We start from the raw sequence: 25593 nt of genomic DNA, 5'->3' as shown, positions 1-25593 counted from the left end.
CATGCAGGACAAACCCGTCGCCCTGGTCACCGGGGCCAACAAGGGCATCGGTCTTCAGATCGCCAAGGATCTCGCGGCGAACGGCCTCACCGTGCTCGTAGGATCGCGCAGGCTCGAGCATGCGGAGGCAGCCGCAAAGAGCATCGGAGGGGATGCCCACGCCCTGCAGCTCGACGTCACCGACCAGGCGTCGATCGCCGCCGCGGCAGAGCGCATCCGTATCGAACTCGGCCGCCTCGACGTGCTGGTGAACAATGCCGGCATCTCCCATGCGGGAAAGCCGGGCAGGCCGCTCGAGGAGATCATCAACTCGGGCCGCCCGAGTGTTGCCTCTCTCGACGACGTACGCGCGGTGTTCGAGACGAACGTGTTTGGCGTCATCGCCGTCACGCAAGCGATGCTGCGGCTCCTTCGTGAGGCGCCGGCGGCACGTATCGTCAACGTATCGAGCGGCGCCGGCTCGCAGACATTGAACGCGGATCCGGCCTTTCCGTACCGCACTTCGTTTGGCGCCGTTTACAACCCGTCGAAGACGGCGGTCAACGCGATGACGCTCGCCTTCGCCATCGAGCTCCAGGAGACCGGCATCAAGGTCAACGCTGCGTGCCCGGGCTACACCGCGACGGAGCTGAACAACTTCGAAGGTCCGCGCACCGTCGAACAGGCCGCGCGGGAGCCCGTGCGCCTCGCGCTTCTCGACGCGAACGGTCCGACGGGCACGTTCTCGAACGAGGACGGCCCGCTGCCGTGGTGACGCAGCCTTCGAGGCTGCTTCAGCCGCGCCAAGGTGTCAGGCGGGGCAGCCAGCCTGGTACGGCGCGGCGGTAGGCTTCGTATTCGTCGCCGTAGCGGCGGGCAAGCGTCGGTTCCTCATATAGTTTCACGAAGGAGATCATGGCGGCCGCGGCGATGATTAGATAAGCAGCGACCGTCCAGCTCGAAAACAGCAGCGCCTGGCCGAGGACGATCGACAGCACGGCGACGTACATCGGGTTGCGGACATGGCGGTAGATGCCGCCGACGACCAGCCTTTCGGTCGGCGCGACCGGGGCGGGCGTACCCAGGCCCTCCAGGGCAAACCGGGCGAAGGCATGCAGCAGTATGGCTGTGCCGGCGATAACCAGCAGCCAGCCCACAGGAACGAAACCGGGCAGTCTCGACCAGGGCAGGCGATAGCGGTCGGTCAGCAGCCAAGGCACCAGTCCGGCGACCACGCCGGGCGCTGCAGCAAGGAAGATGACGCTGCCGGCGATCGCCGAAGCGGCCCGCATGGAGGTCTCCTTACCTAGAGCCTGTTCCATCCCGATAGAATCGGGTTGGAGCTCTATCTTCCTGTTCGACCGGGATCATGCTCCAAGGCGCGCCCTTGAACGGTCTCCTGCGACGCGCTTCAGGTCTTGTCCTTGGCATGTAAACCAAACCGCTGCACCCTCAGGTCAAGCTCGATGGCGGGCTTTTAGGCGACATGCACCAGCAAGGTCTGGCTGCCGAAAAAACAAACGCGTGCTGCACGATTCTACGTCATCCTGCGTTTTTCGACTTTCCGAGCAGGAATCGCTGCTGATTCGCGGCTGCAGATCGATTTTTCCCTTGCCGCACGCTGCATTTCAGCGATTCAACTGGTCCTATTGGGCTTCGGGACGGATTAGACCACAGCCGACGCCTTTTTGCATGTGTGTGTTGCAAAATAGATGCTTGTTTCTTGGGCATGAAGAGCACATATATAGATCATCTCCTGAGCGCGTTCTCCTCCCATTAGCGCTCTCGAGTGTTCCCCTCTGGAGGTTAGCCTTAACAGGCACTTCCAATCAAACTCAGCCGGGTCTTCATTGATCCGGCTTTTTTGTTGCCTGAAACCAACACATCGCCAGAAAATCGGCCGGAACGGCCGCGTAACAGTGACATGTAACCTCGGGTAACATGCCGCGGGCGCGCCAAATCGATTAAGCAGAACATAGGACGCGGTGTGGTTCGTCCGGGGGATGGGGGCATCACTCGGACGATCCGGGCTCAGGCGGCTACCGCGTCCGAACCTTCCTCCGCCGCCGGGCACCGGCGGCAAGTATGCGGCGGACCTGCCGTTTCGCCTCCCACGAAGACGGTCCGCAACGAAACGGCGCCCGGATGGTCCGGGCGCCGTTTCCTTGTGTGTCCCTTGTGTTCTGGCCGCCAGCTGCCGTTTCAGGCGGCCTTGCCGTTGGTGTTCAGCGCTTCGTCGGCCAACCGGCCGGTGAGTTCGGCCATGTGGTCGAAGACGGCCCGGTAGCTGGCGACACCCGCTGTGGCCGAACGCAGCTCGATGATGAGGTCGCCGATCTCGGCCTGCGGCATGGTCGCCTCGACCACGTCCCATCCCGGCCAATCGGGCCGCGCGTCGTAGCCGAGGATCTGGCCGCGCCGCTGCGGGATCAGCGCGATGATCTTCGACGTCGCATCCGACGGCGTGACGATCTCGACCTTCATTACCGGCTCGAGCAGCACCGGCGAGCACGCGGCCATGCCTTCCTTCATCGCCAGCTTCGCTGCCATCTGGAAGGCCATGTCGGAGGAATCGACCGCATGGTAGGAGCCGTCGGAGAGGTTGACGGCAACATCGACGACCGGGAAGCCGAGCGGGCCGGATTTCAGATAATCGCGCACGCCGGTCTCGACCGACTGGATGTAGGTCTTCGGCACGACGCCGCCGGTGATCGTATCGGTGAACTGGAAGCCTGACCCGCGCGGCAGCGGTTTGATCTCCAGCACCACATCGCCGAACTGGCCGTGGCCGCCCGATTGTTTCTTGTGGCGGCCGCGCTGCTGCGTCGCTTTGCGGATCGTCTCCCGATAGGGCACGGCCGGCACATGGCCTTCGATCGGGATCTGGTTCTTGCCTTCCAGCCGCTCGCGCACGACGCGCAGATGCATCTCGCCATGACCGGACAGCACGGTTTCGGCCGAATCCTGGTTGTGATGCAGGTTGAGCGAGGGATCTTCCTCGGCCAGGCGCTGGATGGCCGCCGACATCTTGACCTCGTCCTTGCGCTCCTTCGGTCGCAGCGCGAAGGCGAAGACCGGTTGCGGCGGCGCCAGCGTGACCAGCGGCTTGATGCCGCCCTTGGTCGAGCTCAGCGTCTGGCCGGTCCTGACGGCGTCCAGCTTGCCGAGCGCGACCGTGTCGCCGGCCTTGGCCGAAATCAGCTTGACCTGGTCCTTGCCGAGCATCTTGTAGATGCCGGAGACCTTTGCCGTCTCGCCGGTGGAAAGGAACAGCTCGGCTGCGTCGGCGACCTGGCCGGACAGGATGCGCGAGACCGACAGCTTGCCGCCATGCGCGGTGTGGATGGTCTTCATCACCTGGACCACGGTGGCATTGCCGTCGGGCGCGCCGAGACGCTGGCGCGTCGCCTCGATGTCGGGTGCGTCGTGACGGATCGCCTTCAACAGGCGCAGCACGCCATTGCCCTTCTCGGCGGTGCCGATCAGCACCGGCGTCACTATGCCGTCGCGCAGGTCGGCGGCAAGATCGTCGAAGATCGCGTCCTTCGGCGGTTCGATCTCGTCCAGCAATTGCTCCATCAGCCGGTCGTCATGGTCGGCGAGCGTCTCCAGCATGGAAAAACGCGCCTCGAGCTCGCGCGCCTTGTCGTCGCTCGGGATCTGGGCGACCTCGCTCTCGGCATATTCGCGATAGATGTAGGCACGCTCCAAAGCGAGGTCGATCGAGCCGATGACGACGCCGTCCTTGCGCAGCGGGATCTGGCGCAGCAGCAGAGGCACCGAGCTTGCCGGCTGCAGCATCTTCAGCGTGTCGCGCACGCCTGCTATCGCCTTGTCGACCTTGTTCAGGAACAGCATGCGCGGCACGCCGAGATCGTCGAGCTTGCGCATGATCAGCTGCAGGGCAGGGATCTTCTTCTCGTCAGCCTCGGCAACGACCACGGCGACGTCGCAGGCGGCCAGCACCGGCTCGGCTTCGAAGGAGAATTCGATGGAGCCGGGACAATCGACGAAGGTGAACGGCTCGCCCATGAAATCGGTGGTGGCGAAGGTCGCCTCGACGCTCATGCCGTGAGCGCGCGCCTCGGGCGAATGATCGGAAACGGTATTTCCCGACGAAACGGGATTCTGGCGGGGAATGGCGCCTGTACGGGCGAGTATGGCTTCGAGAAGTGTCGTCTTACCGCTTGCGAAGGGACCGACTATGGCAATGCATTTCGGTCCCGTGCGTCGTCCTCCGGCGCGAGTACCCATGGCTGACCTCCACTCAGGCGTTTCCCTGTGAGCGGCGGCCGGCCTGTCGGCCGTCGCGGGCGAGGCTTTTTTCAATTTGCCACCTACCCAAAAGGCATCGTCCCACGGGCAGGCCGGGAGGGCAAGGGATTTGAAGTTGAAGGGATTTGAAGTTGAGGGGCTGGGTTCAGCCGGTGCCGGCTAGGCGCGACGCCAGCGGGGTTGCGTCGACGCGCTGCACTGCCACCGTCTCGGCAAAGCGCGCGAGCAACGGATTGAACCGGTCCGCACGCTCCCAGAAAGGCGCATGCCCGGCACCGGGAATGATGTGGCACTGCTCCCACAACGAGCCGTAGGCGAGCGTTTCAAAATAGCCGAGCCGGACGAACGGGTCGTTCTCGCCATTGACGATGGCAACCGGAAATGCCGCCTGCTCGACCACTTGTCTCTGGTCGGCGCCCTTGCCGGTGAGCATGCCGCGCGTCACCGCGGCGCGCAGCCGGCCGTCGGTGCGCAGGATGGCTTGGCGGAAGGACGGATCGGCGGTGTCGCCGAAACACAGCGTCTCGAAGCGCTCGGCATCGCGTTCGGAATACGTCTTTTTGGACGCCAGCAGCATGTCCCAATGCGCGTGGAAGCCGCGCAGCATGCCGAAAGGACCCTTCGATACCGGCGGCGCGCCGGTCAGCATCAGCCCGCCGACGGCGCGGTGAAAACTCGCGAGTTCGATTGCCACGTGCCCGCCAAGCGACCAGCCGAAGACGACGGCGCGGCCGATGCCCAAGGCATCGAGGAGCTGAGCCGCCGATTGGGCAAGGCCGGCGATGGTGTAGTCCGTCGCCGGATCGCGGGCGTCCGAGGATTCGCCATGGCCGGGCAGGTCGAAAGCAATCAACCGATGGGCAGCGGCCAACGGGCTGTCGAACTGGCGGGCGAATACGGCGCGCGAACTGCCCGAGCCGTGGATCAGGACAAGCGGGATGCCGGGTCCCGACGACTGGCTGAGGCGCAAATCCGCTTGCGGCGTGCGGATCGTGCGGTGGGAAACGGCCATATCTGGTTGGACCTTGGGATTGTCTCCAGGTCAACATCGCATGCCGAGGTCACCATGTTGTTTAGAACGGTGGTTAAGAAATGATTTCTCGGTTTCTGCCGGGTATGATGAACGAATCCACCACAGCTAACCCCGGGACCCTGATGATGGAATCCACGCTCGACCTTCTCGTCTCGATCAGCAGCATCGCCACGCTCGGCCAATATGCCTGGTCGATGCGCGCGCATTTCCAGTCGCCGAGCATGTCTCAGGGCGCGATGATCATTTCGGCCGTCGTGGTCGGCACGGCGCTGTTCTTTCTTGCACTGCTGTGGATCGAGCGGCAGCCGGTGGCGGCGAAGATCGGCGGGCTCGCCATCGAACTGGCAAGCTCGGCGCTGTTCTGGTGGGCGATCTCGGTCTCCCGCAAGGCGCGGCTGCGTTTCGCGTTCGATCCGGACAATCCCGACAGCCTGGTGACCGAAGGCCCTTATCTCCATGTCCGTCATCCGTTCTACACGTCCTACATCATCTTCTGGATCGGATGGGGTATCGCGACCTGGTCGGTCTGGGCGGTGGTGCCGGTCGCCGGTATCGTTGCGATCTATGTGATCGCAGCCTTGGACGAAGAACGAAAATTTTCGCGGACAAGGTTGGCCGACGCCTACGACGCCTACCGCAGGCGCACCGGCCTGTTTTGGCCGCGCCTTGCCCGCAGCCGGCAGGACATGCAGCCGGCGTCGGACGAAAGTGGTAGGCTCTAGACACTGGATTGGATCGAGGACTTGCGACGATGAAGATTATTGCCTGCGGCAGCGTGCCGACGATCGTTGCGCCGGAGACATATTTTACCGGCCGGGTTTTGCAGACGCCGATCATCGAGAAAGAGGCGCCGGCGCGGCTACGCGCCACGCTGGTCAGTTTCGAGCCCGGCGCCCGCACCCACTGGCACACGCATCCGCTCGGCCAGACGCTCTACGTCACGTCCGGTGCCGGTCTCGCGCAAAGCTGGGGCGGCCCGATCCAGGAGATCAGGGCCGGCGACGTCATCTCCTTTGCGGCCGGCGAAAAGCACTGGCACGGCGCCGCGCCCAAATCGGCGATGACCCACATCGCCATGCAGGAGGCACTCGAGAGTGTGCATGTCGATTGGCTGGAGAAGGTCAGCGACGAGCAGTATGGCGGCTGAAACGTCTCAGGCCAGCGAGGCGGTGAAGCGCTGGATGCGCGTGCAGGCCTCTTCGAGCAAGGCCTCCGACGTGGCGTAGGAGATGCGGAAGTTCGGGCCGAGGCCAAAAGCCGAGCCGAAAACGACCGCCACGCCCTCGGCCTCGAGCAGTTCCGAGCAGAAGGTTTCGTCGCTGTCGATCACCTTGCCGCTCTTGGTCTTCCTGCCGATCAGCTGGGCACAGGAGGGATAGACGTAGAACGCACCCTCCGGCGACGGGCAGGTGATGCCGCGCGCCTGGTTGAGCATCGAGACGACGAGATCGCGCCGGCCCTGGAAAATCACCTTGTTCTTCGGGATAAAATCCTGCGGGCCGTTCAGCGCTTCGACCGCCGCCCATTGGGCGATGGTGCAGGCGCCGGAGGTCTGCTGGCCCTGGATCATGTCCATCGCCTTGATCAGCGGCACCGGGCCTGCCGCATAGCCGATGCGCCAGCCGGTCATGGCATAGGCCTTCGACACGCCGTTCATCGTCAGCGTGCGCTCATAGAGCTTAGGCTCGACCTCGGCGATGGTCTTGAAGACGAAGTCGCCATAGGTCAGGTGCTCGTACATGTCGTCGGTCAGCACCCAGACATGGGGATGCTTCAACAGCACGTCGGCAAGGCTCTTGAGCTCCGCCTCGGTATAGGCGGCGCCCGAGGGGTTGGACGGCGAGTTCATCAACAGCCATTTGGTGCGCGGCGTGATCGCCCTTTCCAGCACGGCCGCCGTCAGCTTGAAGCCGTTGTCGATGGACGTGTCGGCAAAGGCCGAGGTGCCGCCGCAGATCGCCACCATTTCGGGATAGCTCACCCAGTAGGGCCGCGGGATGATCACCTCGTCGCCGGGGTTCAGCGTCGCCATGAAGGCGTTGAACAGGATCTGCTTGCCACCGGTGCCGACGATGGTCTGGTCCGGCCGGTAGTCGAGATTGTTCTCGCGCTTGAACTTTTTCGCGATCGCTTCGCGCAGCGGCACGATGCCGGAGACCGGCGGATATTTCGTCTCGCCGCGGCGGATGGCCTCGATCGCGGCGTTCTTGATGTTGTCGGGGGTGTCGAAGTCCGGCTCGCCGGCGCCCAGCCCGATCACGTCACGGCCGGCGTTTTTCAGCTCGCGCGCCTTCTGCGTCACTGCGATGGTCGCGGAAGGCTTTACGCGGGAAAGGACGTCGGCAAGAAAGGCCATGAGAAATATCTCCAGAAAGGACGGGCGCGGCGAAGGCGCCGCGGCGCCTCTCATGTCGCATCGTTTTGCCAAGCGCAAGCCCAGCGCAGGCATTGTCGAATGAGCCAGCGCGCAATGCTGGCAACAATAAATTCATCAACGATCGGTAAAAGCTTGAACGGCAGGACCGTAGCCGGTCCGCCAGTCTCGCACAGCGAGGAACCGTGACGCGCAGCATCGGGCTTGCCCATATCATCCGCCATGATGACGGCACCGCCAGCGGTGTCTGGGGGGTCTATACGCTGCAAAGCGCGTTCCAGCCGATCTTCGCCTTCAACAAGGGCAAGCTTTCCGTCGTCGCGTTCGAGGGGCTGATCCGGCCGTTCCGCGAAGGCGAGCCGCAGCCGCCAACGAGTTTCTTCAACAGCTGTCCGGCGGTCGACCGCCTGCATATCGAGGCGCTGACAAGGACGCTGCACCTTCTGAACGCCGGCGCCTGCCTGCCGCGAGACGCCTCGATCTTCATCAACTTCGATCCATCGGTGTTCACCGACCGCAGCATCGCCGACAAGGCGCTGCGCGACATGCGGCTGGTGCTGCACGAGGCCGACATCGATCCGCGCCGCGTCGTCTGCGAGGTCACCGAGCAGAAATCGGCATCGCAGGAAACGCTCTACAATTTCGTCGAGGCGCTCAGGGGCAATGGTTTGCGCATTGCGGTCGACGATTACGGCGCCGACGAGTCCGACATCAATCGCATCAAGGAACTCAGGCCCGACATCGTCAAGTTCGATGCCGACTGGATCATGACGCTGATGGAATCCGGTGCCGGCTTCGCCTTGCTGACCGCCATGGTGACGAGCTTCGAAGAGCAAGGCATCCGTACGGTGTTCGAGGGCATCGAGACGGGCTGGCAGCTCGAGCTCGCCGAAAAGTCGGGCGCCTCGATGGTGCAGGGCTATGTGCTGGCGCGCCCCGAGCTTGCGCCGACCAGCTTCCGCGTCTTCGACAAAAGCGGGCAGGCGGCTGCGGTGTCGGCCGATACGGAGAAGGTTTCTGCGGCCGTTTCGCCATCGCGACGGCCGATGCGGGCCTTTGGCCGCAGGGTGGCATCGTGACCGGGCAAGCCGACATGCGGCGCAAGGTCGGCGAGGCGATCTTTGCCGACGAGGTCGGCATCGAATATGGCGTCTACGGCGCATTCCGGCTGAGGAGCGCCTACCAGCCGGTCTTCGCGCCCCGCGGCAGGTTTCTCGCCGCCGTCGCGGTCGAGGGACTGATCGAGCCGCATCGTGCAGGCAGGCCGATGGCGCCGCAAATCTTCTTCGAAGATGTGCCGACTGCGGATCGGCTGTTTGTCGAAACCATGTGCCGGGTGCTGCATTTGCGCAACTTCCGCAACATCGGCGTCGACGGGCTCGACCTGTTCTTCAACTACAATCCGCTGATCAACGATGACCCCGCACGGGCGCTGGCCGAAATCAGGCTGATGACCAGGCATCTGGCGGATTTCGGCCTGCATCCCGGCATGCTGGTCTGCGAGATCACCGAGCAGGCGGCCGGCGACAAGGTGCTTGTCAGCCTGGCGCGTGAGATGCGGCGCGACGGCGTCCGCATCGCCATCGACGATTTTGGCACCGGGCATTCGACGGAAGAAAGGGTCGCCCTCGTGCAGCCCGACATCGTCAAGATCGACGGCACCTGGTTCGCCGAATTCTGCCGCCATGCCGCCGCCGAGCGGTTTTTCCGGCCGCTGGTTTCGACGCTGCACGACCGCGGCGCCAAGGTGCTGGTCGAAGGCGTCGAGAACGCCACGCATCTGCGCGTCGCGCTGGATGGCGGCGTCGACCTGCTGCAGGGTTTTTACCTCGCCCGGCCGGCGCTGGCCGGCACGCTGTTCGACGAGGAGCCGCTGTCGATCGACAGGCTGCTTGGCAGGGATAGCAACGTCGTCCCCTTGTTCGGCTAGGATATGCCGATATTCAAGTGATGCCGGCCTGCGAACGGGGGTCCTGCGCTTCCGGTGCTCACGTACCCAAAAGGTACGCTCCGCTCCGGTTCTCGGAACCCACACTTCTCGGCTCGGCCTGACTTGAATCTCGACATATCCTGAAATGCATCAGCGGCGCTGATGGTTACGCCAAAACAAATCACTGGATGAAGCCGCCGCTGCCGGGATAGAGGCTTGAGGCTGGATCAAGCCTTGAGACGGGTGGTTGCGAGCAAGGGGGAGCACCGATGATACTCTATGGAATGATCGACAGCGGCAATTGCTACAAGCCGCGCCTGTTGATGGCCAAGCTCGGCATCGCTTTCACCAATGTCGAGGTCAGCTCGCATACCGGCGAGACGCGCAAGCCCGACTATGTCGCAAAAAACCCGAACGCCATGGTCCCGCTGCTCGAACTCGACGACGGCCGGCGGCTGGCCGAATCCAACGCCATCCTGCTCTACCTCGCCGAAGGCACGCGGTTTCTGCCGGCGGACAGATACGAACGCGCGCTGGCCTATCAGTGGCTGTTCTTCGAGCAATACAGCCACGAGCCTTATATCGCCGTGCGCAGGGCGCTGCTGACCTTTCCAGAACGCGCGAAAGACGCGACACCCGATCGGCTGGCGGTGACGCTGGAGCGCGGCAACAAGGCGCTCGGCGTCATGGACAAGCACCTGGCCGGGAGCAGCTTCTTCGCCGGCAATGCGCTCAGCGTCGCTGACATCGCGCTCTATGCCTATACGCATACGGCCGAGACGGGTGGGTTTCAGCTCGACGCCTATCCGGCGGTGGCCGCCTGGCTGAAAAGGGTCGAGGCCGACCCGGGGCATGTGCCGCTGGAGTGGCTGCCTTAATTCTGTCCTCACGCTTGTCGCCGCTTCGCGGCTCGCTCCGGACGGGCGCGCCAACAGGCGCGATGCCCGGTCGCGCTAGCGGCTTTCGGCCCGTGGCGTGAATGGTCGCGCGGCTATTTCAGCAGGCGATCATATTCGGAATGGGTGCCTATCCAGAACCAGACCACGTCATCGTGGTCGCGAACAGCTACGGCGCGGTAGTTGATATCAACCCGCGCCGACCAGTAGCGCCCGACCTGTTTGAAATGCAACGACGGGTGGAACGGCTCAGAATTCAGTTTGGCGAAACGTCTGTTCGCCTTTGCTCTGATTAACGAGGGCAGTTTTGCGTAGGCCTCCTAAAACGAGGGAGTCGCAAAATGATTCACAGAGGCCGGGTCCGGCCGGCGCGATGATCAGCCAATGCCTGCTCGGCAAGCTTGTCCAGCCTGCCGCCCTTGGCGTCGGCTTCGAACTGACGGTCCCACATGTCGGCCTGCAGCGCCTCGAACCATGCGGCAAACGCCTTGAGCTCTTCGGGGCTTAGTTCGGCGACGGATTTCTCAATCTGTTCAAGCTTGCTCATCGGTCGATAGTACCATGACCGGGGCAAAAACACCATAAAGTGGTCCCATAGGACCAAGGCGGCGGTTCATCGGAATCCAAACAGCAAAAAGGCGGGACAAAATCCCGCCTTCCCATGCTTGGTAGCCTGATCGGGAGCGTTTTGGCCGGGCCGGCAGCAATCTGCTGCTTCGGCTTGTCGGGGTCTGTCGCTCCGGCGCGCTTCTCGCGCGACTGTCAGTACATCCGTGACTTGCCGCGCGCCCCGGGCTATCGCCCGGCGCGCGCCATTCGCAAAATCAGGCTGCCTTGCTCAGAGATCCAGCGGACGACTTGCCAGTGCGGCGGTCCTGCTCGATCTCGAAGTTGATCTTCTGGCCTTCGACCAGGGTCGACAGTCCAGCACGCTCGACTGCGGAGATGTGAACGAAAACGTCCGCGCCGCCGCTGTCAGGCTGAATGAAGCCGAAACCCTTGGTGGAATTAAACCACTTGACCGTACCTGTTGCCATTTCGATAGTCCTTTACGTTTGCTTTAGTTTGACGGGGCCGAAACCCAGCCGGTTTGTATCGAGATTTTGGAGATAGAACGTCAGCAAACGCGAATATCGCGAGGCCCGGATCGATCGGCCGAAATATCAATGGACCGCATATAATATGCTTTCGCGCGAAAAACAAGACGGGGCGGAAAATGGCGCGGCGGCAACGCTGCCCAACGGCCGCCCCAATCGCGTGAGAGCGTCGTTGTTGCGCGCCTGACGCGGGAGATCGCGCCTGCTTCGGGCGCGACCGGGTTTTGGGGAGAGGGGCCATGAAAATCGTTCTGCTTGCCGCTTGCCTGACGCTGGTGGCCGCCGAGGCGCAGGCGGTCTCGCGCTATGACCCGACACGCATGAGCTGCGGCAAGGTGAAGGCGACGATCGCGCGCGAGGGCGCGGTCATCCTGCGTTACAGATCGGCGCGCGTGCCGGGGCTGGCGCTCTACGACCGCTACGTGCGGAGCCAGCAATTCTGCGACATCGGCGAGGTCAGGGCGCGGGCCTCGGTGCCGAGCGCCGATACGAATTCCTGCACCGTCTACAAATGCAAGCGGGTGGAGATCGACCGCCGCTTCCGCCGGCGCCTGCTGCCGGATTAGGGGTTGAGACGACGTGCCGAGATGCCGGCCTCACCTGAACATCGATAAACCCTAGAACCCGAACGACACCTGCGCCGGCGGCGGCGGGCCGACGCGTACACCTTCCATGGCCAGCATCTTTTCCTTGGTGGCCGACCCGCCGGGTGCGGAAAAGCCGCCGATCTTGCCGCCGGCGGCAAGGATACGATGGCAGGGGATGACCAGCGGCACCGGGTTGGCGCCGAGAGCCGCGCCCGTTTCACGCGCCAGCCCGGCATGGCCGGCGCGTTTGGCCAGTTCGCCATAGGTGGTGGTTTCGCCGAAGCCGAGCTTTCGCGCCGCGTCATAGATCGCCAGGCGGAACTCGTCGACGCCGCTGAGATCGACCGGCACGTTGGAGAAATCGATATCCTCGCCGGCGGCGTAGGCCTTGATCGAGGCGATCAGCGCGGCAACCCATTGCGGCTCGGGCTTCGCTGCCTGGTCGGCGGCGGCATGGCGCAGCAGCCGGCGTTCCACCGCGTCGCGATTGCGCTGCGGCAGGCAGAGCCGGGTCAGTCCGGCGTCGCTCCAGGCGATGCCCATGAAGCCGAGCACGGTTTCGAAGACCGCGTGGCCGGCGGTGGCATGAGAGGCGTCCATGGCGTGCTCCTTTCCGGAATCCTTCGAAGTACAAATCCAGAACAATATCGCATTTCCCGGTCCGGCTCGCCACCCGAAAACCACCTTCTACCGCGGATTGCCGGGGGAAAGATGCTGGTGTAAGGACTTCTTAACACCCGACGAACCGGACCCGAGCGCCGCTTGCCAGCAAAATTCCTCTTTCCCGTCCTAGCGGCGGTGTTGGCCGTGGCCGCTCTCAGCGGTTGCACCTCGAATTCGCCGGTGACCCCGACGCCGGCCTTCACCGAAAATGCGACCAATACCGATGCCGGCTTTACGTTGGCGCTGCCCGACACGGTTTCGGTGCTGCCGGAGCCGTCCGGTGTCGCCCAGGTGGCAGGACTGCCGGTCGAGCCGGCCGCCGCCTTTGCCGGGCCGACGCCGCTGGCGGCTTTCGCCGTTATCACCACTAATGCCCAGCCAGCCATCGCAACGGCCGCTGTCGCCATGCCGGTCACCGAACAGACCGCCGCCATGCCCGGCGTTCAGCCGGTTTCCTACACGGTGCCGCAGAACCCGGCCGCCCTGGCCGCGACCGACCCCACCGAGGGCCGGTCGAACGCCGGGGGCCGCAGCGAGATCGAGCGGCTGATCGAGAAATATTCCGCGCTCTATCAGGTGCCGGTCGACCTGGTGCGCAGCGTCGTCAACCGCGAGAGCACCTTCAACCCGAAAGCCTACAACCACGGCCATTGGGGGCTGATGCAGATCAAGCACGCGACGGCGCGCGGCATGGGCTATGACGGGCCGGCGAGCGGCCTGTTCGACGCCGAGACCAATTTGAAATACGCGGTGAAATATCTGCGCGGCGCCTGGCTGGTCTCAGGCGGCAACCCCAAGCGCGCCGACCGGCTCTACCAGAGCGGCTATTACTACGACGCCAAGCGCAAGGGGATGCTGAGCGAAACCGGCCTCGGCAGCGACAGCCTGCGCCGCCGCATGCAGCCCGATGCCTGAGCCGCGCCCACCGGCGCCAAACGACATAAGACTGCGCAAGATCCTCGACGACACGCTCCTGGCGCCGCGCTGGCCCGAAGGTTTTTTCATGCGCGCCTTCGAAGCCGCCGATGCACTCGCTTTGCATACGCTGTTGACCGCGGTGTTCGACGACGGCGCCGATGGGCCGTTCGACGAGTGGTGGCCACGCATTTCGGGCGACGCGGACTTCGATCCCGCTTTGTGTTTCCTGGTCATCGACGGCAAGGGCCGGCTGGCCGGCGCTGCGCTCTGCTGGACGCGGGCTTTCGTCAAGGACCTTGCCGTCCACCCCGAGGCGCGCTGCAAGGGCATTGCCGAAGCGCTGATGCGTCACGCCTTTGCGGTATTTCAGGCAAGGGGCGCGGCGCATGTCGATCTCAAGACCAACACGGTCGAGAACGCGGCTGCGGTGCGGCTTTATCAGCGGCTGGGGATGATCGAGGTGGATTGGGCGGGGTGAGGTTCGGGGCAAGCGCCTCGGTAAGTGCGGCGATGTTCAGCAGAGGCTCCGACGCTCGAAGGTAACGGCATGGATCCTAGGGTCTCCGCGACGTCGCTTCGCTCCTGCTCCGCCCTAGGATGACGAAGGTACAGTGGCATAACGCTAATCGCGGACGTTGGAGATTGGCTGGAAACCTCCCCTCGCTTCGTCATCCTAGGGCGGAGCGAACGCGAAGCGGAGCGCAGACCCTAGGATCCGTTCCGTTACCATGGCTGTGGAGCGCAGCGACCCAAAAGGCCCTCATGTGATTTGACGCTGCAGCGCGCTGACCTACCCTTTTATGCCGGAACCGAGGAGACGAGCGATGCTGTCACCTTTCAACCGGAGCGTCACGCTGGCGGCGGCGGTGATCCTTGTCGCCGGCACCGCAGCCTATGCCCATCATGGCTGGTCGTGGACGCAGGACGGATTCTTCGAACTCAAGGGCAAGATCACGGCCATCTATATCGGCAATCCGCACGCCACGCTGGATGTCGACGCCGAGGGAGCGGTCTGGCGAGTGGAGATGGCGCCGCCGTCCCGCACGATCGCTGCCGGCTTCACGGAAGGTGTCGCCAAGGTCGGGGACGAGGTGACCGCGATCGGCCATCGCTCGCGCGACGAGAGCGAAAAGCGCATGAAGGCAGTCCGCATCATCGTCGGCGGCAAGACCTATGACGTCTATCCCGACCGCGTGCCGCCGGCCTGAATGGACGGGTTTTTCGCTGGCATCGAGCAACTCGCGCTTGTGCGGGGACTGAAGGCCTCCTTCGTCGCCTACCCCATCGTCAATGCGCTGCACATCATGGCGATCGGCGCGCTGCTGACCAGCGTCTGGCTCATGGACCTCAGGGTCCTCGGCGTCTTCCGGTCGCTGCCGCAGGCGGCGTTCGTCGCGCTACTGCGCCGCACCGCATTGGGCGCGTTTGGCGGTGCGCTTGTCACGGGATCGCTGCTGTTTTCGGTCAGGGCGAGCGAGTATGCGGCGATGCCGATTTTCCTCGCCAAGATGACCCTCATCCTCCTCGCCGGCGCCAATTTTCTTGTCTTCATGCGCCGTGCAAAAGGCGGTGACGAGCCGGCCGGTAGGGCCACGGCCGTGCTGGCTGTGCTTTCGCTGGTGCTGTGGACGTCCGTGCTGTTTGCGGGGCGGTTTATTGGGTTTCTCGGCTAGGCCGAGTGTCCATTATCCAATTCGCCCTTATAGATATGGACAACGTCTACGTGGACACAAAAGATATTGCAACTTATCCGGAATGTGTTATGCCTATCCGTGAAAGGATGGCTGCAATGAATGGAAAGCGGTCCCGCGAAGCCCTTCTGGAGTTCCTCGACTACCTTGCGAGGAAGGGCTTAATGAACAAGACGACTGCTCGCTCGCGCAAAGCGTCAGCGAACAAAGTTCTCTCTATACTTGAACGCGATGAGGCGGAAGACGTTACAAATGTAGATCTTGATCAGCTTCTTGTTAGATTTTCGAATATTTCCGGGTCAAATTATACGCCTGATAGCCTAAACACGTACAAGAGCAGATTAAAATCCGCGATTGATGATTTCAAAAGTTATCTAGACAATCCAATGTCTTTTCGACCATCGATCCAGTCGTCCGGAAGGAAATCTACAGAGCGCCAGAAATCGACCAATACTATTGATAACGGCACTCCGGAAAGGCCTTCGCAAAAAATATCGCCCATCTTTCCAATGGCGCCACCTACTTCGGTCTCAATATTACCGATTCCTATTAGGCCGGACTTGACGGTTCAGGTGCAAGGCCTACCCTACGATCTGACACCTGCAGAAGCGAACAAGATTGCAAATGTAATACGCGCGATGGCGTCTACGGATTGATTCCCGGTCCAAACGGGAATTAAGCTCAGCTTTTGCTGGGCCCACGAGGAGCCGCTGGCTCGGTGTCCAAAACCGATGTCCAGCGGCCCCTCCACAGCTCCGACAGGTCGAGAGCAACACAGGCTAGCTTTTATTCTAACTTTCGACAATCCTATTTAAGACTTGGTATTGTGTGCCGTCTAGTTGATAGGAAAGCTCTCGTATAAATGGATGCCACATATGACGGCGCCTGATCCGACTCGCCAAACGGAAGCTTGGAAGGAAATTGACGGTATCTTTGCTGACGCCAAAAATACATGGCTAATCCATTATTCATGCGAAAGCTTCTACGACCGGGTTGACGGACGTTCGCCCAGGGTGACTTCAGTTGCGGTTCGCAAACTTAGCGACGCGCAAACCCACTCATTTTCGATTCATCAGGTTGCTGAACGCCAAGGCGTAGCATTCGCCGAGATTGAACAACACTATGATCGGCTGGAGCGAGTCATGCTCGATGCGTTCTTTTCGTTTGTGGGATCATATAGGAATAGTCATTTCCTACATTGGAATATGCGCGACGCCAACTACGGCTTTGCCGCTATCGAACACCGATATACCGTTCTTGGTGGAGCGCCGGTGGTTATCGACGACGATCGAAAGCATGATCTTTCAAGATTGATCATCAATATCTATGGAAAGGGGTATATCTCGCATCCTCGAATAGAGTCGCTAATCGCTAAAAACCATATTCGTCCTCTGGACTTCATGACTGGAGCTCAAGAGGCGGCGGCCTTTGAGCAGAGGAATTTCTACGGGCTTCATCAGTCGACTTTGCGTAAAGTCGATATTTTCGCGAATTTTGCGACGTTGGTGAAAGATCGAGATCTCCGAACTGAGACGGGCTGGTGGGAGATGCATGGTGGCCGGCTTAGAACTCTCTACAATCTCGTCGTTGAAAGCAAACTTCTATCGTTCATTGCAACATTGATCGGCATTGGTACGCCTCTCGCCGCCGTATGGTGGCTATTTTGGCCCTCAATCCAGATATTCCTGTTGGCCGCTTGGTCGACAATCTCGGAATTGCTGTGAAATGCGTAAACGAGGCTTCCTATCAGGGATGCATTAAAGGCTGCGGCTGCCTGCTGGCCACCTCAGCACTACTTTAGATCAACTAAAATACTCCTGCAGCGGCCGCACTTCCAAACTCCCCGCCCGTAGCGCCGCAATCGCCTCGGCCACCGCAGCGGCGCCCGACAGCGTCGTGTAATACGGCACTTTCTGCATCAGCGTCGCCCTGCGTAGCGATTTCGAGTCCGACACCGCCTTCTGGCCGTCCGTGGTGTTGAAGACGATCTGGACCTGGCGGTTGCGAATGGCGTCCTCGATGTGCGGGCGGCCTTCCAGCACCTTGTTGATTTTCTCCGCCGCGACGCCGTTCTCGGCGAGGAAGCGGGCGGTGCCGGAGGTGGCGAGCACCTTGAAGCCCTGGCCGGCAAGGCGCTTGACCGCCGGCAGGATGCCTTTCTTGTCTTCGTCGCGCACGGAGACGAACAGGGTGCCGGAGCGCGGCAGGTCGACGCCGGCGCCTAGCTGGCTCTTGGCGAAGGCGAGCGCGAAGTCGCGGTCGAGGCCCATGACCTCGCCGGTCGAGCGCATTTCCGGTCCGAGCAATATGTCGACGCCGGGGAAGCGGGCGAACGGGAACACTGCTTCCTTGACCGCGATGTGGCCGGGATTGCGCGGGTCCGGCATGGCGCCGTAATGGGCGAAGGCGTCTTCCAGGCTTTCGCCCGCCATGATGCGGGCGGCAATTTTGGCGATCGGCCGCCCGATGGTCTTTGCGACGAACGGCACGGTGCGTGATGCGCGCGGGTTGACCTCAAGCACATAGACGGTGCCGTCCTTGATCGCATATTGCACGTTCATCAGTCCGCCGACATTGAGTGCGCGGGCAAGGGCGGCCGTCTGCCGCTCCAGCTCGTCGACGAGCTCCGAAGGCAGCGAGTGCACCGGCAGCGAGCAGGCCGAGTCGCCCGAATGGATGCCGGCCTCCTCGATGTGCTCCAATATGCCGGAGACGTAGGTCGACCTGCCGTCGCAGAGGCAATCGACATCGACCTCGATGGCGCCTGAGAGATAGGTGTCGAACAGCAGCGGGTTCTTGCCGAGCAGCGTGTTGATCTGGCCGGTCTTGTCGTTGGGGTATTTCTGCTTGATGTCCTCCGGCACCAGGCCGGGCACGGTGTCGAGCAGGTAGGATTGCAGCATGCTCTCGTCGTGGATGATCTGCATGGCGCGGCCGCCGAGCACATAGGACGGGCGCACCACCAGCGGGAAGCCGAGCTCGCCGGCGACGAGGCGGGCCTGCTCGACCGAATAGGCGATGCCGTTCTTCGGCTGGCTGAGGCCGAGCTTGTGCAAGAGCTTCTGGAAGCGGTCGCGGTCCTCGGCGAGATCAATCATGTCGGGCGAGGTGCCGAGGATCGGGATGCCGGCTTTTTCCAAAGCATCGGCGAGCTTGAGCGGCGTCTGGCCGCCGAACTGGACGATGACGCCGACCAGTTCGCCCGATGCCTGTTCGGCGCGCAGGATCTCCAAGACATCCTCCGGCGTCAGCGGCTCGAAATAGAGCCGGTCCGAAGTGTCGTAGTCGGTCGACACGGTCTCCGGGTTGCAGTTGACCATGATCGCCTCGAAGCCGGCGTCGCGCAGCGCGAACGCGGCATGGCAGCAGCAATAGTCGAACTCGATGCCCTGGCCGATGCGGTTGGGGCCGCCGCCGAGGATGACAACTTTTTTGCGCGACGAGACCTGCGCCTCGTTGGCAAGCGCGCCTGCAAACGGCACTTCATAGGTCGAATACATATAGGCGGTGGGCGAGGCGAACTCGGCGGCGCAAGTGTCGATACGCTTGTAGACGGGATGAACGTCGAGCTTGTCGCGTATCTTCTGGATCTCTTCGACATCCTTCCTGACCAGGGACGCGAGGCGGGCATCGGAGAAACCCATCGCCTTCAGCATGCGCAGATTGGCGGCGTCCTCCGGAATGCCGTGCTCGCGGATGCGCGCTTCCATGGCGAGGATGCCGGCGATCTGCTCGAGGAACCACGGGTCGATCTTGCACATTGCGTGCACGTCTTCCAGCGAGGTGCCCATGCGGATGGCCTGCGCCACCATGCGCAGCCGGTCGGGCGTTGGCGTGCCCAGAGCGGCGCGGATAGCGTTGCGGTCATCGACATGGCTGGCTGGCGCGTTCCCGTGGCCGATGCCGGGGATCTCGATTTCGTCCAGACCGGTCAGGCCGGTCTCCAGTCCACGCAAGGCCTTCTGCAGCGATTCCTGGAAGGTGCGGCCGATGGCCATGACCTCGCCGACCGACTTCATCGAGGTGGTCAGCACCGGTTCGGCGCCGGGAAACTTCTCGAAGGCAAAGCGCGGGATTTTGGTCACGACGTAATCAATGCTCGGCTCGAACGAGGCCGGCGTTGCTCCGCCGGTGATATCGTTCTCCAGCTCGTCCAGCGTATAGCCGACGGCGAGCTTGGCGGCGATCTTGGCGATCGGGAAGCCGGTCGCCTTGGAGGCCAGTGCGGACGAGCGCGAGACGCGCGGGTTCATCTCGATCACCACCAGGCGGCCGTCGGCCGGGTTGACGGCGAACTGCACGTTGGAGCCGCCGGTCTCGACGCCGATCTCGCGCAGCACCGCGATCGAGGCGTTGCGCATCATCTGGTACTCTTTGTCGGTCAGCGTCAGGGCAGGGGCGACGGTGATCGAGTCGCCTGTATGCACGCCCATCGGGTCGATGTTCTCGATCGAGCAGATGATGATGCAATTGTCCGCCTTGTCGCGGACGACCTCCATCTCATACTCCTTCCAGCCGAGCACGCTCTCCTCGATCAGCACTTCGGTGGTCGGCGAGGCGTCGAGGCCGGACTGGACGATCTCGTAGAATTCGGCGCGGTTGTAGGCGATGCCGCCGCCGGTGCCGCCCATGGTGAAGGACGGGCGGATGATGGCGGGCAGCCCGACATGATCGAGCGCTTGTGCTGCGATCGCCATGCCGTGGCTGATGTAGCGCTGCTTGCGGTCGCCCTCGCCGAGGTTCCAGCGCGTTTCCAGCGCGTCGAGCGCGGCGTCGAGATTTTCGGGCTTCTCGGCCTTCAGCGCGGCGCGCTCGGCCTCGTGTGTCTTGCGGTCGGCATTCTTGACGTCGGTGGCATTGGCCAACATCGACTTCGGCGTTTCCAGGCCGATCTTGTTCATCGCCTCGCGAAACAGCGCGCGGTCCTCGGCCTTGTCGATGGCCGTGGCGTCGGCGCCGATCATCTCTACTTGATAGCGGTCGAGCACGCCCATGCGGCGCAGCGACAAAGCGGTGTTGAGCGCGGTCTGGCCGCCCATGGTCGGCAGCAGCGCGTCGGGCCGCTCCTTAGCGATGATCTTGGCGACAACTTCCGGCGTGATCGGCTCGATGTACGTAGCGTCGGCCAGTTCCGGGTCAGTCATGATGGTGGCCGGATTGGAGTTGACCAGGATGACGCGAAAACCCTCTTCCTTGAGCGCCTTGCAGGCCTGGGTGCCGGAATAGTCGAACTCGCAGGCCTGGCCGATGACGATGGGGCCGGCCCCGATGATCAGGATCGACTTGATGTCGGTGCGTCTTGGCATGTCGAGGGTCCGTTCGGCGGGCGGCTTGCACAAAAAGCCGGACGGGATGACCCGGCCGGTTGTGCTCGCGATTCTGGTATCAGGCTAGGAGGGCCTTATAGGGAAGAGTTTTGCCGGATGTAACCCCGAAAATGAGGGAGTAGGGGAGTAGGGGAGTAGGGCAGTAGGGCAGTAGGGCAGTAGGGGAGTAGGGGAGTAGGGCAGTGGGGCAGTGGGGCAGTGGGGCAGTAGGGCAGTAGGGCAGTAGGGCAGTAGGGCAGTAGGGCAGAGGTTCGAGCGCCCTTTAAACATATTGCCCTAGTGCCCTACTGCCTTATTCCCCTAACCCAGCCAACTGATCCGTGATCTCGAAACGCTCGGAAGCACCGATACGGATGATGTTGAGGCTGCCCTCGCGGGTGAAGCGGAATTCGCCGGGTGCGTCCGCACTGGCCGGCTTGCCGGCCTTGAAGCTGATGATGCGCGTGCCGCCGTCGGGCCAGGTCACGGTCACGTCGATCTTGTCGCCCGTGCGCGCGACGCCTGCCTTGCAGCTGGTCATCGGCTGGCCGAGATAGCGCGCGCAGGGGATGGCGTTGCCAGCACCTGGGACCGGTGTCCCCGGCGGCTGCAGCCGTGCAACGGTCTGTGCGTCGGGCGGAGGCGCCGCGTTGGCCGCGCCGAAATTCTGGACGGGACCCACTGCTGCGGGCGCCGATCCATCAACCTGTCCAGTCGACGGGTTTCCAGCGGCCAGGGCCAGGCGGTAAGCATCCTCGATCGCCACCCTGCCGATTGAGTCAGCGGAGTTCAGCGGCGTTTCGGGAGCGGCCGCGCCGAGGCGCGTTGTCAGATCCGGCAGCGGTTGAGAGGCAGGGTTCTCCGCACTGGCCGCCACCTGCGGTGTCACTTGCCGGGGATTGATGGGGTCGAGATAGCGCGCCGGAGCCCATCCGCTCAGCTTCGGGTCGTCGATGTCTTGGACTTTGCACCACTTGTAGCCGCTGACGTCGCCGCAGCCGAGATTTTTCACGCTCGAACCACTCGGTAGCCGTGCCCCGATCTTGCCCATGGCCGATGCCGTGGCGCGCACGTTCAGGAGGTCATCCGGAGCGAGACCCGTCACAATCGAGATGATGGGCTCCGGCTCCTGGCCGGTGGCCGGCAGCTCCGCCAGCATCAGCGGAGCGGCAATCACCGCAAGCAGCGTCGTCGGGAGTGTTACTGTGCGCCTAGTCATCTGCCACGGGCGGTAGGTTCAATTGCCGAAGGCGCGGCTAGGCACGAAAGCGCCATCGCACGCCAGCCGGTTTTTATAGGCGACGAGGCGGCGCTGTGTAAGCCCGAAAAGGGGCCGCGTGTTGAATCGCGACCAGGCCACTTCCGTAAACTACAGCCGGCAAAATATTGCACATTTCATGTAAATATGCACTCTCTCAAGTAAGGTTGAGGAGGGCAATATGGTCGACCTTGAAATATTTGCACAGGTGGAAAACATAGTTCGCCAGCGTATCAAGAAAACGCGCGCCGAGATTGAGGCTTCACTTGGTCACATCGCCAACGGCAATCCGCTGGCCGCCGAACAGACCCTCTCCAGGCGCCTCGACAGGCTGCAGGTAAAGGCGTCGCTCAGCCGCACCGAAGCGGAGATGATATCGGCAGCGATCGACATGAGGTCTGCCGGGGAAAGAAAGGCCGCCGCCAAACAGCCAGGACCTGAGGCAATTCTCGGCCCAACGCTCGATTTCATCGGGGTCGCATTTCTGGAGCGTGGGCGCCGTGTGGCCGATGCGGTCGGCCGCGTTGCCTTTCTCAACGGCAATCCACAAGGATCGGGTTTCCTGGTCGGACCAAGGCTGTTCCTCACAAACAACCATGTGATTTCGTCGCCGGCGGATTCCCGGCGCTTCCAGGTCCAGTTCGATTATGAGCAGGACGGTGCGAATGCCGTGCGTACGCCGACGACGTTCCTGTTCGATCCCGAATCCTGTTTCGTGACCGATAGCATAGAGGGTCTGGACTATACGCTGATCGGGGTCGGCGAGCGGCGTTCAGGTCCAAAGGAACTGGGGGAGTTCGGTTTTATCTCGCTGTCGGACGCGCGCGACAAGCATATGCTTGGCGAAATCGCCAACATCGTTCAGCACCCCGATGGCCGCTTCAAGGAACTGGTGCTGCGTGAAAACCGGCTGGTGGCCCGCGACGAAACGGTGCAAGTGCTGCACTATGTCGCCGACACCGAACAGGGTTCGTCCGGCTCACCGGTCTTCAACAACGAATGGGAGCCTATTGCCCTGCATCATTGGGCCGGGCCGTTCCACGAGGTGACGGGCATAGGTGGCTATGCGCTTACGCGCGAGATCAACGAAGGCATACGGATCAGCGCCATCGTTGACGATCTCAGCACTAGAAAGACCAGGCTACCGGGCTCCTCGGCATCGGCGGTTTCGCAAGCTCTGGCGATTTGGGCCGGCACGCCGCGCATGATGGACGAGACAGTTCGGCTGAACGCCGACATTCGCGAAGATGTGCCGGACAAGCCGGTGCAGCGGCCGGAACCCGATCGCAATCCGCCGGCGACGAGACACAACGCCGATGGCTCGGTCACCTGGACTTTTCCCGTCGAGATAAATGTCCGGGCGCCGTTAATCGACGGCGACGGAGGCGATGCAAGACGAAACGACGGCAAGAGCCCGGCAAGCGAACCCGCGAAGGTAGCCATCGCCGAGGCAGCGGGTTGGAAAACAGAGGACTTCGACGATCGTGGAGGGTATGAGCCCGGCTTCATACCGGGCTTTGTCCTGCCAATGCCGACGGTTGCCGATTCACCCTTCCGGTTGGCCAAAAACCTTCTTGCCAAACCGGGCGAGGACCCACACGAATTGCGCTACCATCATTTTTCGATCTTGATGAACGCCGATCGCAGGCTTGCCTTCGTCACCGCCTGCAATATCGATGGATCCCGCACCAAGGCGGTAAATCGTGAGGACAAGACGGTCATCGACAACCCGTCGCTTGTCGAATTGGGGGTGGAGTCGATTTCCGGTTCGGAAGCCAGCGATGCTTTCCGGCCCGATCGCCGCATCGACCTTGGCGAGCAGATGACCCAGGAATTCTATTCGAGCCAGAATGTGCCTGGATTTCCTGTCGCAAAATCCAAGGAACGAATAGCCCGAATGTTCCAGAAGGGTCATATCACGCTTCGCGGCGACCCTGCATGGGGGGTGGATCAGGAGGCGGTCGCGGCAGAACGCGACACGTTCTTCTATCCCAATGCTGCGCCGCAAGTCGGCTTCTTCAATCAGGGAAGCTCGCTTAACCATCCCGGCTCCAAGGGGAAACTGAGATGGCGCGCGGTGGAAACCTATGTGCTGCGCAACGCCTACACGACCCGAGGCCGTGTCACGGTGTTTGCCGGGCCAGTGTTCCGCGAGGACGATCCTCCCTACCGCTTCGACAGCCATGTTCCGCTGAAGTTCTGGAAGATCGCGCTGTGGTCCGATCAAGCTGGCCTGCGCGCCATCGCGCTGCTGGCGGACCAGAAGCCGGTTTTGGAAGTGATGCCCGAAGCGTTCGGCGAGCGTGCCGAGGCATTCGATGACCCGCTTGAAATTGCCAGGGTATCGGAGTTTCTTTCGACGGTGGCCGAGATCGAACAGCTGACCAGCCTGAACTTTGGCCAGCAGGTGCGCGACGCCGACATTCGGGCCGGTTCCGAATCGGTTCCAGCACAGACTTTCAACCCAACGCAACTGGCGCCCAAGCCGACACGGCCAAAGGCTTCATCGCCCAAGACTTCGACGCCCAAGACTTCGGCGGCCAGCACCCGACGTCCTGCCAAGCGATCGAAGCGATCCGCGTCGGACAACTGAAGATTGGACCGGCCGCAGCTTCTGCCGCTCGAAGGCGGTCATCCGTTCGGACCGGGTATAACCGCGGTTCAACCCGGCATGAAGCCGGTGCGCAGCGCGTGAGCCCATTCGGGCCGTGCCGCCTGCTCGGCCTGACGCGCCGCCGCCTCGTGGTCATAATCGACGGCGATGGCCTCGAAACGATCAGGGTGCAAGTCGAGGATGCCATAGCGGGCGTGCGGCGAACCTTGCTCGGAGACATGCGCCGGCGGGGTCGAATCGTCATAGGCCGGGCAGCCGATGCTGCCCGGGTTGAAGATGACCGGACCGCCGGGTATGCGGACCAGCTCGCTACGATGGCTGTGGCCGCAAAGCATGATGCGGCAAGCGGGATCGATCGCGCCGAGGCGCCGTTCGATGGCGGCCAGCGGCGCGCGCACCAGCCGGCCGTCGACTATCGCGTCAGTCAGGTATTTTTCGTCGTGGTCGGGCCGGGCGTGGAAGGCGAGTATGCCGGGCGCCACCTCCAGCGTGACGGGCAGCGCGAACAGCGCCTCGCGCTGGGCCTCTGTCAGCCGTTCGTGCGCGTAGCGGTCGGACGGCCACATGGTCTCGTCGCCGGTGTCGCGGGCAACGCGGCGGTCGTGATTGCCGCGTACCGTCGGCAGGTCGAGCGCCTCGAGCCGCTCCATGGTCTCGCGCGGCCAGAGCGGGCCGGAAACGCAATCGCCGAGATTGACGATGAGGTCGGCGCCGCCGCGTCGCCGCAGATCGTCGAGCACGGCTTCGAGCGCCAGGACATTGCCGTGGATGTCGGCGAGGACGGCAATGCGCATGGGGAAGCTCCGTGGCTGAGGCAGCGTTTCCTCGCCTCCGCGAAGCGGGGGAGAGGTGGCCGCGCACCCGCCCGAGAGGGGGGGCTGTGCCAACCGGCGCCTCGGGGAAAATTAAGCTTAAATTTAAGTTGTGGGTGCCGGAACGCCCCCACACCCGGGCCGCGCGGGGCGGCCCCCC

The 25593-nt window shown here is 62.8% G+C and carries 25 protein-coding genes; 14 read left to right on the top strand and 11 right to left on the bottom strand.

The window, feature by feature from the left end; translation table 11 throughout:
* Position 1: 1 nt before the first annotated feature.
* Positions 2–754 carry an SDR family oxidoreductase gene (locus tag NKH13_RS10795; RefSeq protein WP_352713000.1) on the top strand — a complete coding sequence of 251 codons (753 nt, stop codon included), beginning with the start codon at positions 2–4 and terminating at the stop codon, positions 752–754.
* Between the two features lie 19 nt (positions 755–773).
* Here NKH13_RS10795 and NKH13_RS10790 read toward each other — a convergent pair whose 3' ends face one another.
* From NKH13_RS10790 to NKH13_RS10780, 3 genes are all read right to left on the bottom strand, one after another.
* Entirely contained in the window at positions 774–1271 is a 498-nt protein-coding gene (locus NKH13_RS10790) for a methyltransferase family protein (protein ID WP_352712997.1), read from the bottom strand.
* 910 nt (positions 1272–2181) lie between these two features.
* Positions 2182–4233 carry an elongation factor G gene (locus NKH13_RS10785; RefSeq protein ID WP_352912485.1) on the bottom strand — a complete coding sequence of 684 codons (2052 nt, stop codon included), beginning with the start codon at positions 4231–4233 and terminating at the stop codon, positions 2182–2184.
* 166 nt (positions 4234–4399) lie between these two features.
* Positions 4400–5266: an alpha/beta fold hydrolase gene (locus NKH13_RS10780; protein WP_352912484.1), complete on the bottom strand. Its 867-nt coding sequence runs from the start codon at positions 5264–5266 to the stop codon at positions 4400–4402.
* 146 nt (positions 5267–5412) lie between these two features.
* On the opposite strand from NKH13_RS10780, the gene NKH13_RS10775 reads away from it, so the two are divergent.
* Both NKH13_RS10775 and NKH13_RS10770 read left to right on the top strand, forming a co-directional pair.
* Entirely contained in the window at positions 5413–6009 is a 597-nt protein-coding gene (locus NKH13_RS10775; RefSeq protein ID WP_352912483.1) for a methyltransferase family protein, read from the top strand.
* Between the two features lie 29 nt (positions 6010–6038).
* Positions 6039–6434: a (R)-mandelonitrile lyase gene (locus NKH13_RS10770; protein ID WP_352712989.1), complete on the top strand. Its 396-nt coding sequence runs from the start codon at positions 6039–6041 to the stop codon at positions 6432–6434.
* Between the two features lie 6 nt (positions 6435–6440).
* Here NKH13_RS10770 and NKH13_RS10765 read toward each other — a convergent pair whose 3' ends face one another.
* On the bottom strand, positions 6441–7643 hold the full coding sequence (locus tag NKH13_RS10765; RefSeq protein ID WP_352912482.1) for a pyridoxal phosphate-dependent aminotransferase: 1203 nt from the start codon (positions 7641–7643) through the stop codon (positions 6441–6443).
* A gap of 203 nt (positions 7644–7846) precedes the next feature.
* Here NKH13_RS10765 and NKH13_RS10760 point away from each other — a divergent pair, with 203 nt between their 5' ends.
* The 3 genes from NKH13_RS10760 (at position 7847) to NKH13_RS10750 (ending at position 10469) form a co-directional block, all read left to right on the top strand.
* Positions 7847–8740 (top strand): EAL domain-containing protein, encoded by an 894-nt coding sequence (locus tag NKH13_RS10760; protein WP_352912481.1) that lies wholly within the window; start codon positions 7847–7849, stop codon positions 8738–8740.
* On the top strand, positions 8737–9591 hold the full coding sequence (locus NKH13_RS10755) for an EAL domain-containing protein (RefSeq protein WP_352912480.1): 855 nt from the start codon (positions 8737–8739) through the stop codon (positions 9589–9591). The genes NKH13_RS10760 and NKH13_RS10755 overlap by 4 nt, the downstream gene beginning before the upstream one ends.
* 269 nt (positions 9592–9860) lie before the next feature.
* A complete protein-coding gene (locus NKH13_RS10750) occupies positions 9861–10469 on the top strand; it encodes a glutathione S-transferase family protein (RefSeq protein ID WP_352912479.1) in 609 nt (202 codons plus the stop codon).
* Between the two features lie 113 nt (positions 10470–10582).
* On the opposite strand, the gene NKH13_RS10745 is transcribed toward NKH13_RS10750, so the two are convergent.
* The 3 genes from NKH13_RS10745 to NKH13_RS10735 all read right to left on the bottom strand — a co-directional run bounded on the left by NKH13_RS10745 (position 10583) and on the right by NKH13_RS10735 (position 11524).
* Positions 10583–10780: a ParE family toxin-like protein gene (locus tag NKH13_RS10745; RefSeq protein WP_352846774.1), complete on the bottom strand. Its 198-nt coding sequence runs from the start codon at positions 10778–10780 to the stop codon at positions 10583–10585.
* 53 nt (positions 10781–10833) lie between these two features.
* Positions 10834–11034 carry a hypothetical protein gene (locus NKH13_RS10740; protein ID WP_352637184.1) on the bottom strand — a complete coding sequence of 67 codons (201 nt, stop codon included), beginning with the start codon at positions 11032–11034 and terminating at the stop codon, positions 10834–10836.
* A 277-nt stretch (positions 11035–11311) separates the two neighbouring features.
* The gene (locus NKH13_RS10735; RefSeq protein WP_023678332.1) at positions 11312–11524 is read right to left on the bottom strand and encodes a cold-shock protein; all 213 of its coding nucleotides are present in this window, start codon (positions 11522–11524) and stop codon (positions 11312–11314) included.
* 299 nt (positions 11525–11823) lie between these two features.
* On the opposite strand from NKH13_RS10735, the gene NKH13_RS10730 reads away from it, so the two are divergent.
* A complete protein-coding gene (locus NKH13_RS10730; protein ID WP_352912478.1) occupies positions 11824–12150 on the top strand; it encodes a hypothetical protein in 327 nt (108 codons plus the stop codon).
* Between the two features lie 51 nt (positions 12151–12201).
* On the opposite strand, the gene NKH13_RS10725 is transcribed toward NKH13_RS10730, so the two are convergent.
* Positions 12202–12771: a methylated-DNA--[protein]-cysteine S-methyltransferase gene (locus tag NKH13_RS10725; protein ID WP_352912477.1), complete on the bottom strand. Its 570-nt coding sequence runs from the start codon at positions 12769–12771 to the stop codon at positions 12202–12204.
* Between the two features lie 207 nt (positions 12772–12978).
* Between NKH13_RS10725 and NKH13_RS10720 the strand changes: the two genes are divergently transcribed.
* The 6 genes from NKH13_RS10720 to NKH13_RS10695 all read left to right on the top strand — a co-directional run bounded on the left by NKH13_RS10720 (position 12979) and on the right by NKH13_RS10695 (position 17167).
* Positions 12979–13749 (top strand): transglycosylase SLT domain-containing protein, encoded by a 771-nt coding sequence (locus tag NKH13_RS10720; protein WP_352912476.1) that lies wholly within the window; start codon positions 12979–12981, stop codon positions 13747–13749.
* Positions 13742–14230: a GNAT family N-acetyltransferase gene (locus tag NKH13_RS10715; RefSeq protein ID WP_352912475.1), complete on the top strand. Its 489-nt coding sequence runs from the start codon at positions 13742–13744 to the stop codon at positions 14228–14230. Before NKH13_RS10720 ends, NKH13_RS10715 begins: the two co-directional genes overlap by 8 nt.
* 346 nt (positions 14231–14576) lie before the next feature.
* On the top strand, positions 14577–14960 hold the full coding sequence (locus NKH13_RS10710; protein ID WP_352912474.1) for a DUF6152 family protein: 384 nt from the start codon (positions 14577–14579) through the stop codon (positions 14958–14960).
* Entirely contained in the window at positions 14961–15425 is a 465-nt protein-coding gene (locus NKH13_RS10705; RefSeq protein WP_352912473.1) for a DUF6644 family protein, read from the top strand.
* A gap of 50 nt (positions 15426–15475) precedes the next feature.
* Positions 15476–16099: a hypothetical protein gene (locus tag NKH13_RS10700; RefSeq protein ID WP_352912472.1), complete on the top strand. Its 624-nt coding sequence runs from the start codon at positions 15476–15478 to the stop codon at positions 16097–16099.
* A gap of 219 nt (positions 16100–16318) precedes the next feature.
* Complete coding sequence (locus tag NKH13_RS10695; protein ID WP_352912471.1) at positions 16319–17167, top strand: hypothetical protein; 849 nt, start codon at positions 16319–16321, stop codon at positions 17165–17167.
* A gap of 78 nt (positions 17168–17245) precedes the next feature.
* Here NKH13_RS10695 and carB read toward each other — a convergent pair whose 3' ends face one another.
* Together carB and NKH13_RS10685 are read right to left on the bottom strand one after the other, a co-directional pair.
* Positions 17246–20749 carry a carbamoyl-phosphate synthase large subunit gene (gene carB, locus NKH13_RS10690; RefSeq protein ID WP_352912470.1) on the bottom strand — a complete coding sequence of 1168 codons (3504 nt, stop codon included), beginning with the start codon at positions 20747–20749 and terminating at the stop codon, positions 17246–17248.
* Positions 20750–21062: 313 nt separating this feature from the next.
* On the bottom strand, positions 21063–21926 hold the full coding sequence (locus NKH13_RS10685; RefSeq protein WP_352912469.1) for an SH3 domain-containing protein: 864 nt from the start codon (positions 21924–21926) through the stop codon (positions 21063–21065).
* Between the two features lie 262 nt (positions 21927–22188).
* Here NKH13_RS10685 and NKH13_RS10680 point away from each other — a divergent pair, with 262 nt between their 5' ends.
* A complete protein-coding gene (locus tag NKH13_RS10680) occupies positions 22189–24600 on the top strand; it encodes a DNA/RNA non-specific endonuclease (RefSeq protein ID WP_352912468.1) in 2412 nt (803 codons plus the stop codon).
* Between the two features lie 68 nt (positions 24601–24668).
* Here the strand turns inward: NKH13_RS10680 and NKH13_RS10675 are convergent, their stop codons facing one another.
* Entirely contained in the window at positions 24669–25415 is a 747-nt protein-coding gene (locus NKH13_RS10675) for a metallophosphoesterase family protein (RefSeq protein WP_352720888.1), read from the bottom strand.
* Positions 25416–25593 lie beyond the last annotated feature (178 nt).

Origin of the sequence: Mesorhizobium sp. M1348 (genome assembly GCF_040317925.1) — a bacterium.
Taxonomy (GTDB): domain Bacteria; phylum Pseudomonadota; class Alphaproteobacteria; order Rhizobiales; family Rhizobiaceae; genus Mesorhizobium.
The sequence above is the reverse complement of the archived record's forward strand: the minus strand, read 5'-3'. Positions and strand labels throughout refer to the sequence as shown.

Excerpts from the sequence above, each read along its gene's own strand:
- NKH13_RS10795 (WP_352713000.1), top strand. The coding sequence starts at position 2 with ATGCAGGACAAACCCGTCGCCCTGGTCACCGGGGCCAACAAGGGCATC.
- NKH13_RS10790 (WP_352712997.1), bottom strand. The coding sequence starts at position 1,271 with ATGCGGGCCGCTTCGGCGATCGCCGGCAGCGTCATCTTCCTTGCTGCA.
- NKH13_RS10785 (WP_352912485.1), bottom strand. The coding sequence starts at position 4,233 with ATGGGTACTCGCGCCGGAGGACGACGCACGGGACCGAAATGCATTGCC.
- NKH13_RS10780 (WP_352912484.1), bottom strand. The coding sequence starts at position 5,266 with ATGGCCGTTTCCCACCGCACGATCCGCACGCCGCAAGCGGATTTGCGC.
- NKH13_RS10775 (WP_352912483.1), top strand. The coding sequence starts at position 5,413 with ATGGAATCCACGCTCGACCTTCTCGTCTCGATCAGCAGCATCGCCACG.
- NKH13_RS10770 (WP_352712989.1), top strand. The coding sequence starts at position 6,039 with ATGAAGATTATTGCCTGCGGCAGCGTGCCGACGATCGTTGCGCCGGAG.
- NKH13_RS10765 (WP_352912482.1), bottom strand. The coding sequence starts at position 7,643 with ATGGCCTTTCTTGCCGACGTCCTTTCCCGCGTAAAGCCTTCCGCGACC.
- NKH13_RS10750 (WP_352912479.1), top strand. The coding sequence starts at position 9,861 with ATGATACTCTATGGAATGATCGACAGCGGCAATTGCTACAAGCCGCGC.
- NKH13_RS10740 (WP_352637184.1), bottom strand. The coding sequence starts at position 11,034 with ATGAGCAAGCTTGAACAGATTGAGAAATCCGTCGCCGAACTAAGCCCC.
- NKH13_RS10735 (WP_023678332.1), bottom strand. The coding sequence starts at position 11,524 with ATGGCAACAGGTACGGTCAAGTGGTTTAATTCCACCAAGGGTTTCGGC.
- NKH13_RS10730 (WP_352912478.1), top strand. The coding sequence starts at position 11,824 with ATGAAAATCGTTCTGCTTGCCGCTTGCCTGACGCTGGTGGCCGCCGAG.
- NKH13_RS10725 (WP_352912477.1), bottom strand. The coding sequence starts at position 12,771 with ATGGACGCCTCTCATGCCACCGCCGGCCACGCGGTCTTCGAAACCGTG.
- NKH13_RS10715 (WP_352912475.1), top strand. The coding sequence starts at position 13,742 with ATGCCTGAGCCGCGCCCACCGGCGCCAAACGACATAAGACTGCGCAAG.
- NKH13_RS10710 (WP_352912474.1), top strand. The coding sequence starts at position 14,577 with ATGCTGTCACCTTTCAACCGGAGCGTCACGCTGGCGGCGGCGGTGATC.
- NKH13_RS10705 (WP_352912473.1), top strand. The coding sequence starts at position 14,961 with ATGGACGGGTTTTTCGCTGGCATCGAGCAACTCGCGCTTGTGCGGGGA.
- NKH13_RS10695 (WP_352912471.1), top strand. The coding sequence starts at position 16,319 with ATGACGGCGCCTGATCCGACTCGCCAAACGGAAGCTTGGAAGGAAATT.
- carB (WP_352912470.1), bottom strand. The coding sequence starts at position 20,749 with ATGCCAAGACGCACCGACATCAAGTCGATCCTGATCATCGGGGCCGGC.
- NKH13_RS10680 (WP_352912468.1), top strand. The coding sequence starts at position 22,189 with ATGGTCGACCTTGAAATATTTGCACAGGTGGAAAACATAGTTCGCCAG.
- NKH13_RS10675 (WP_352720888.1), bottom strand. The coding sequence starts at position 25,415 with ATGCGCATTGCCGTCCTCGCCGACATCCACGGCAATGTCCTGGCGCTC.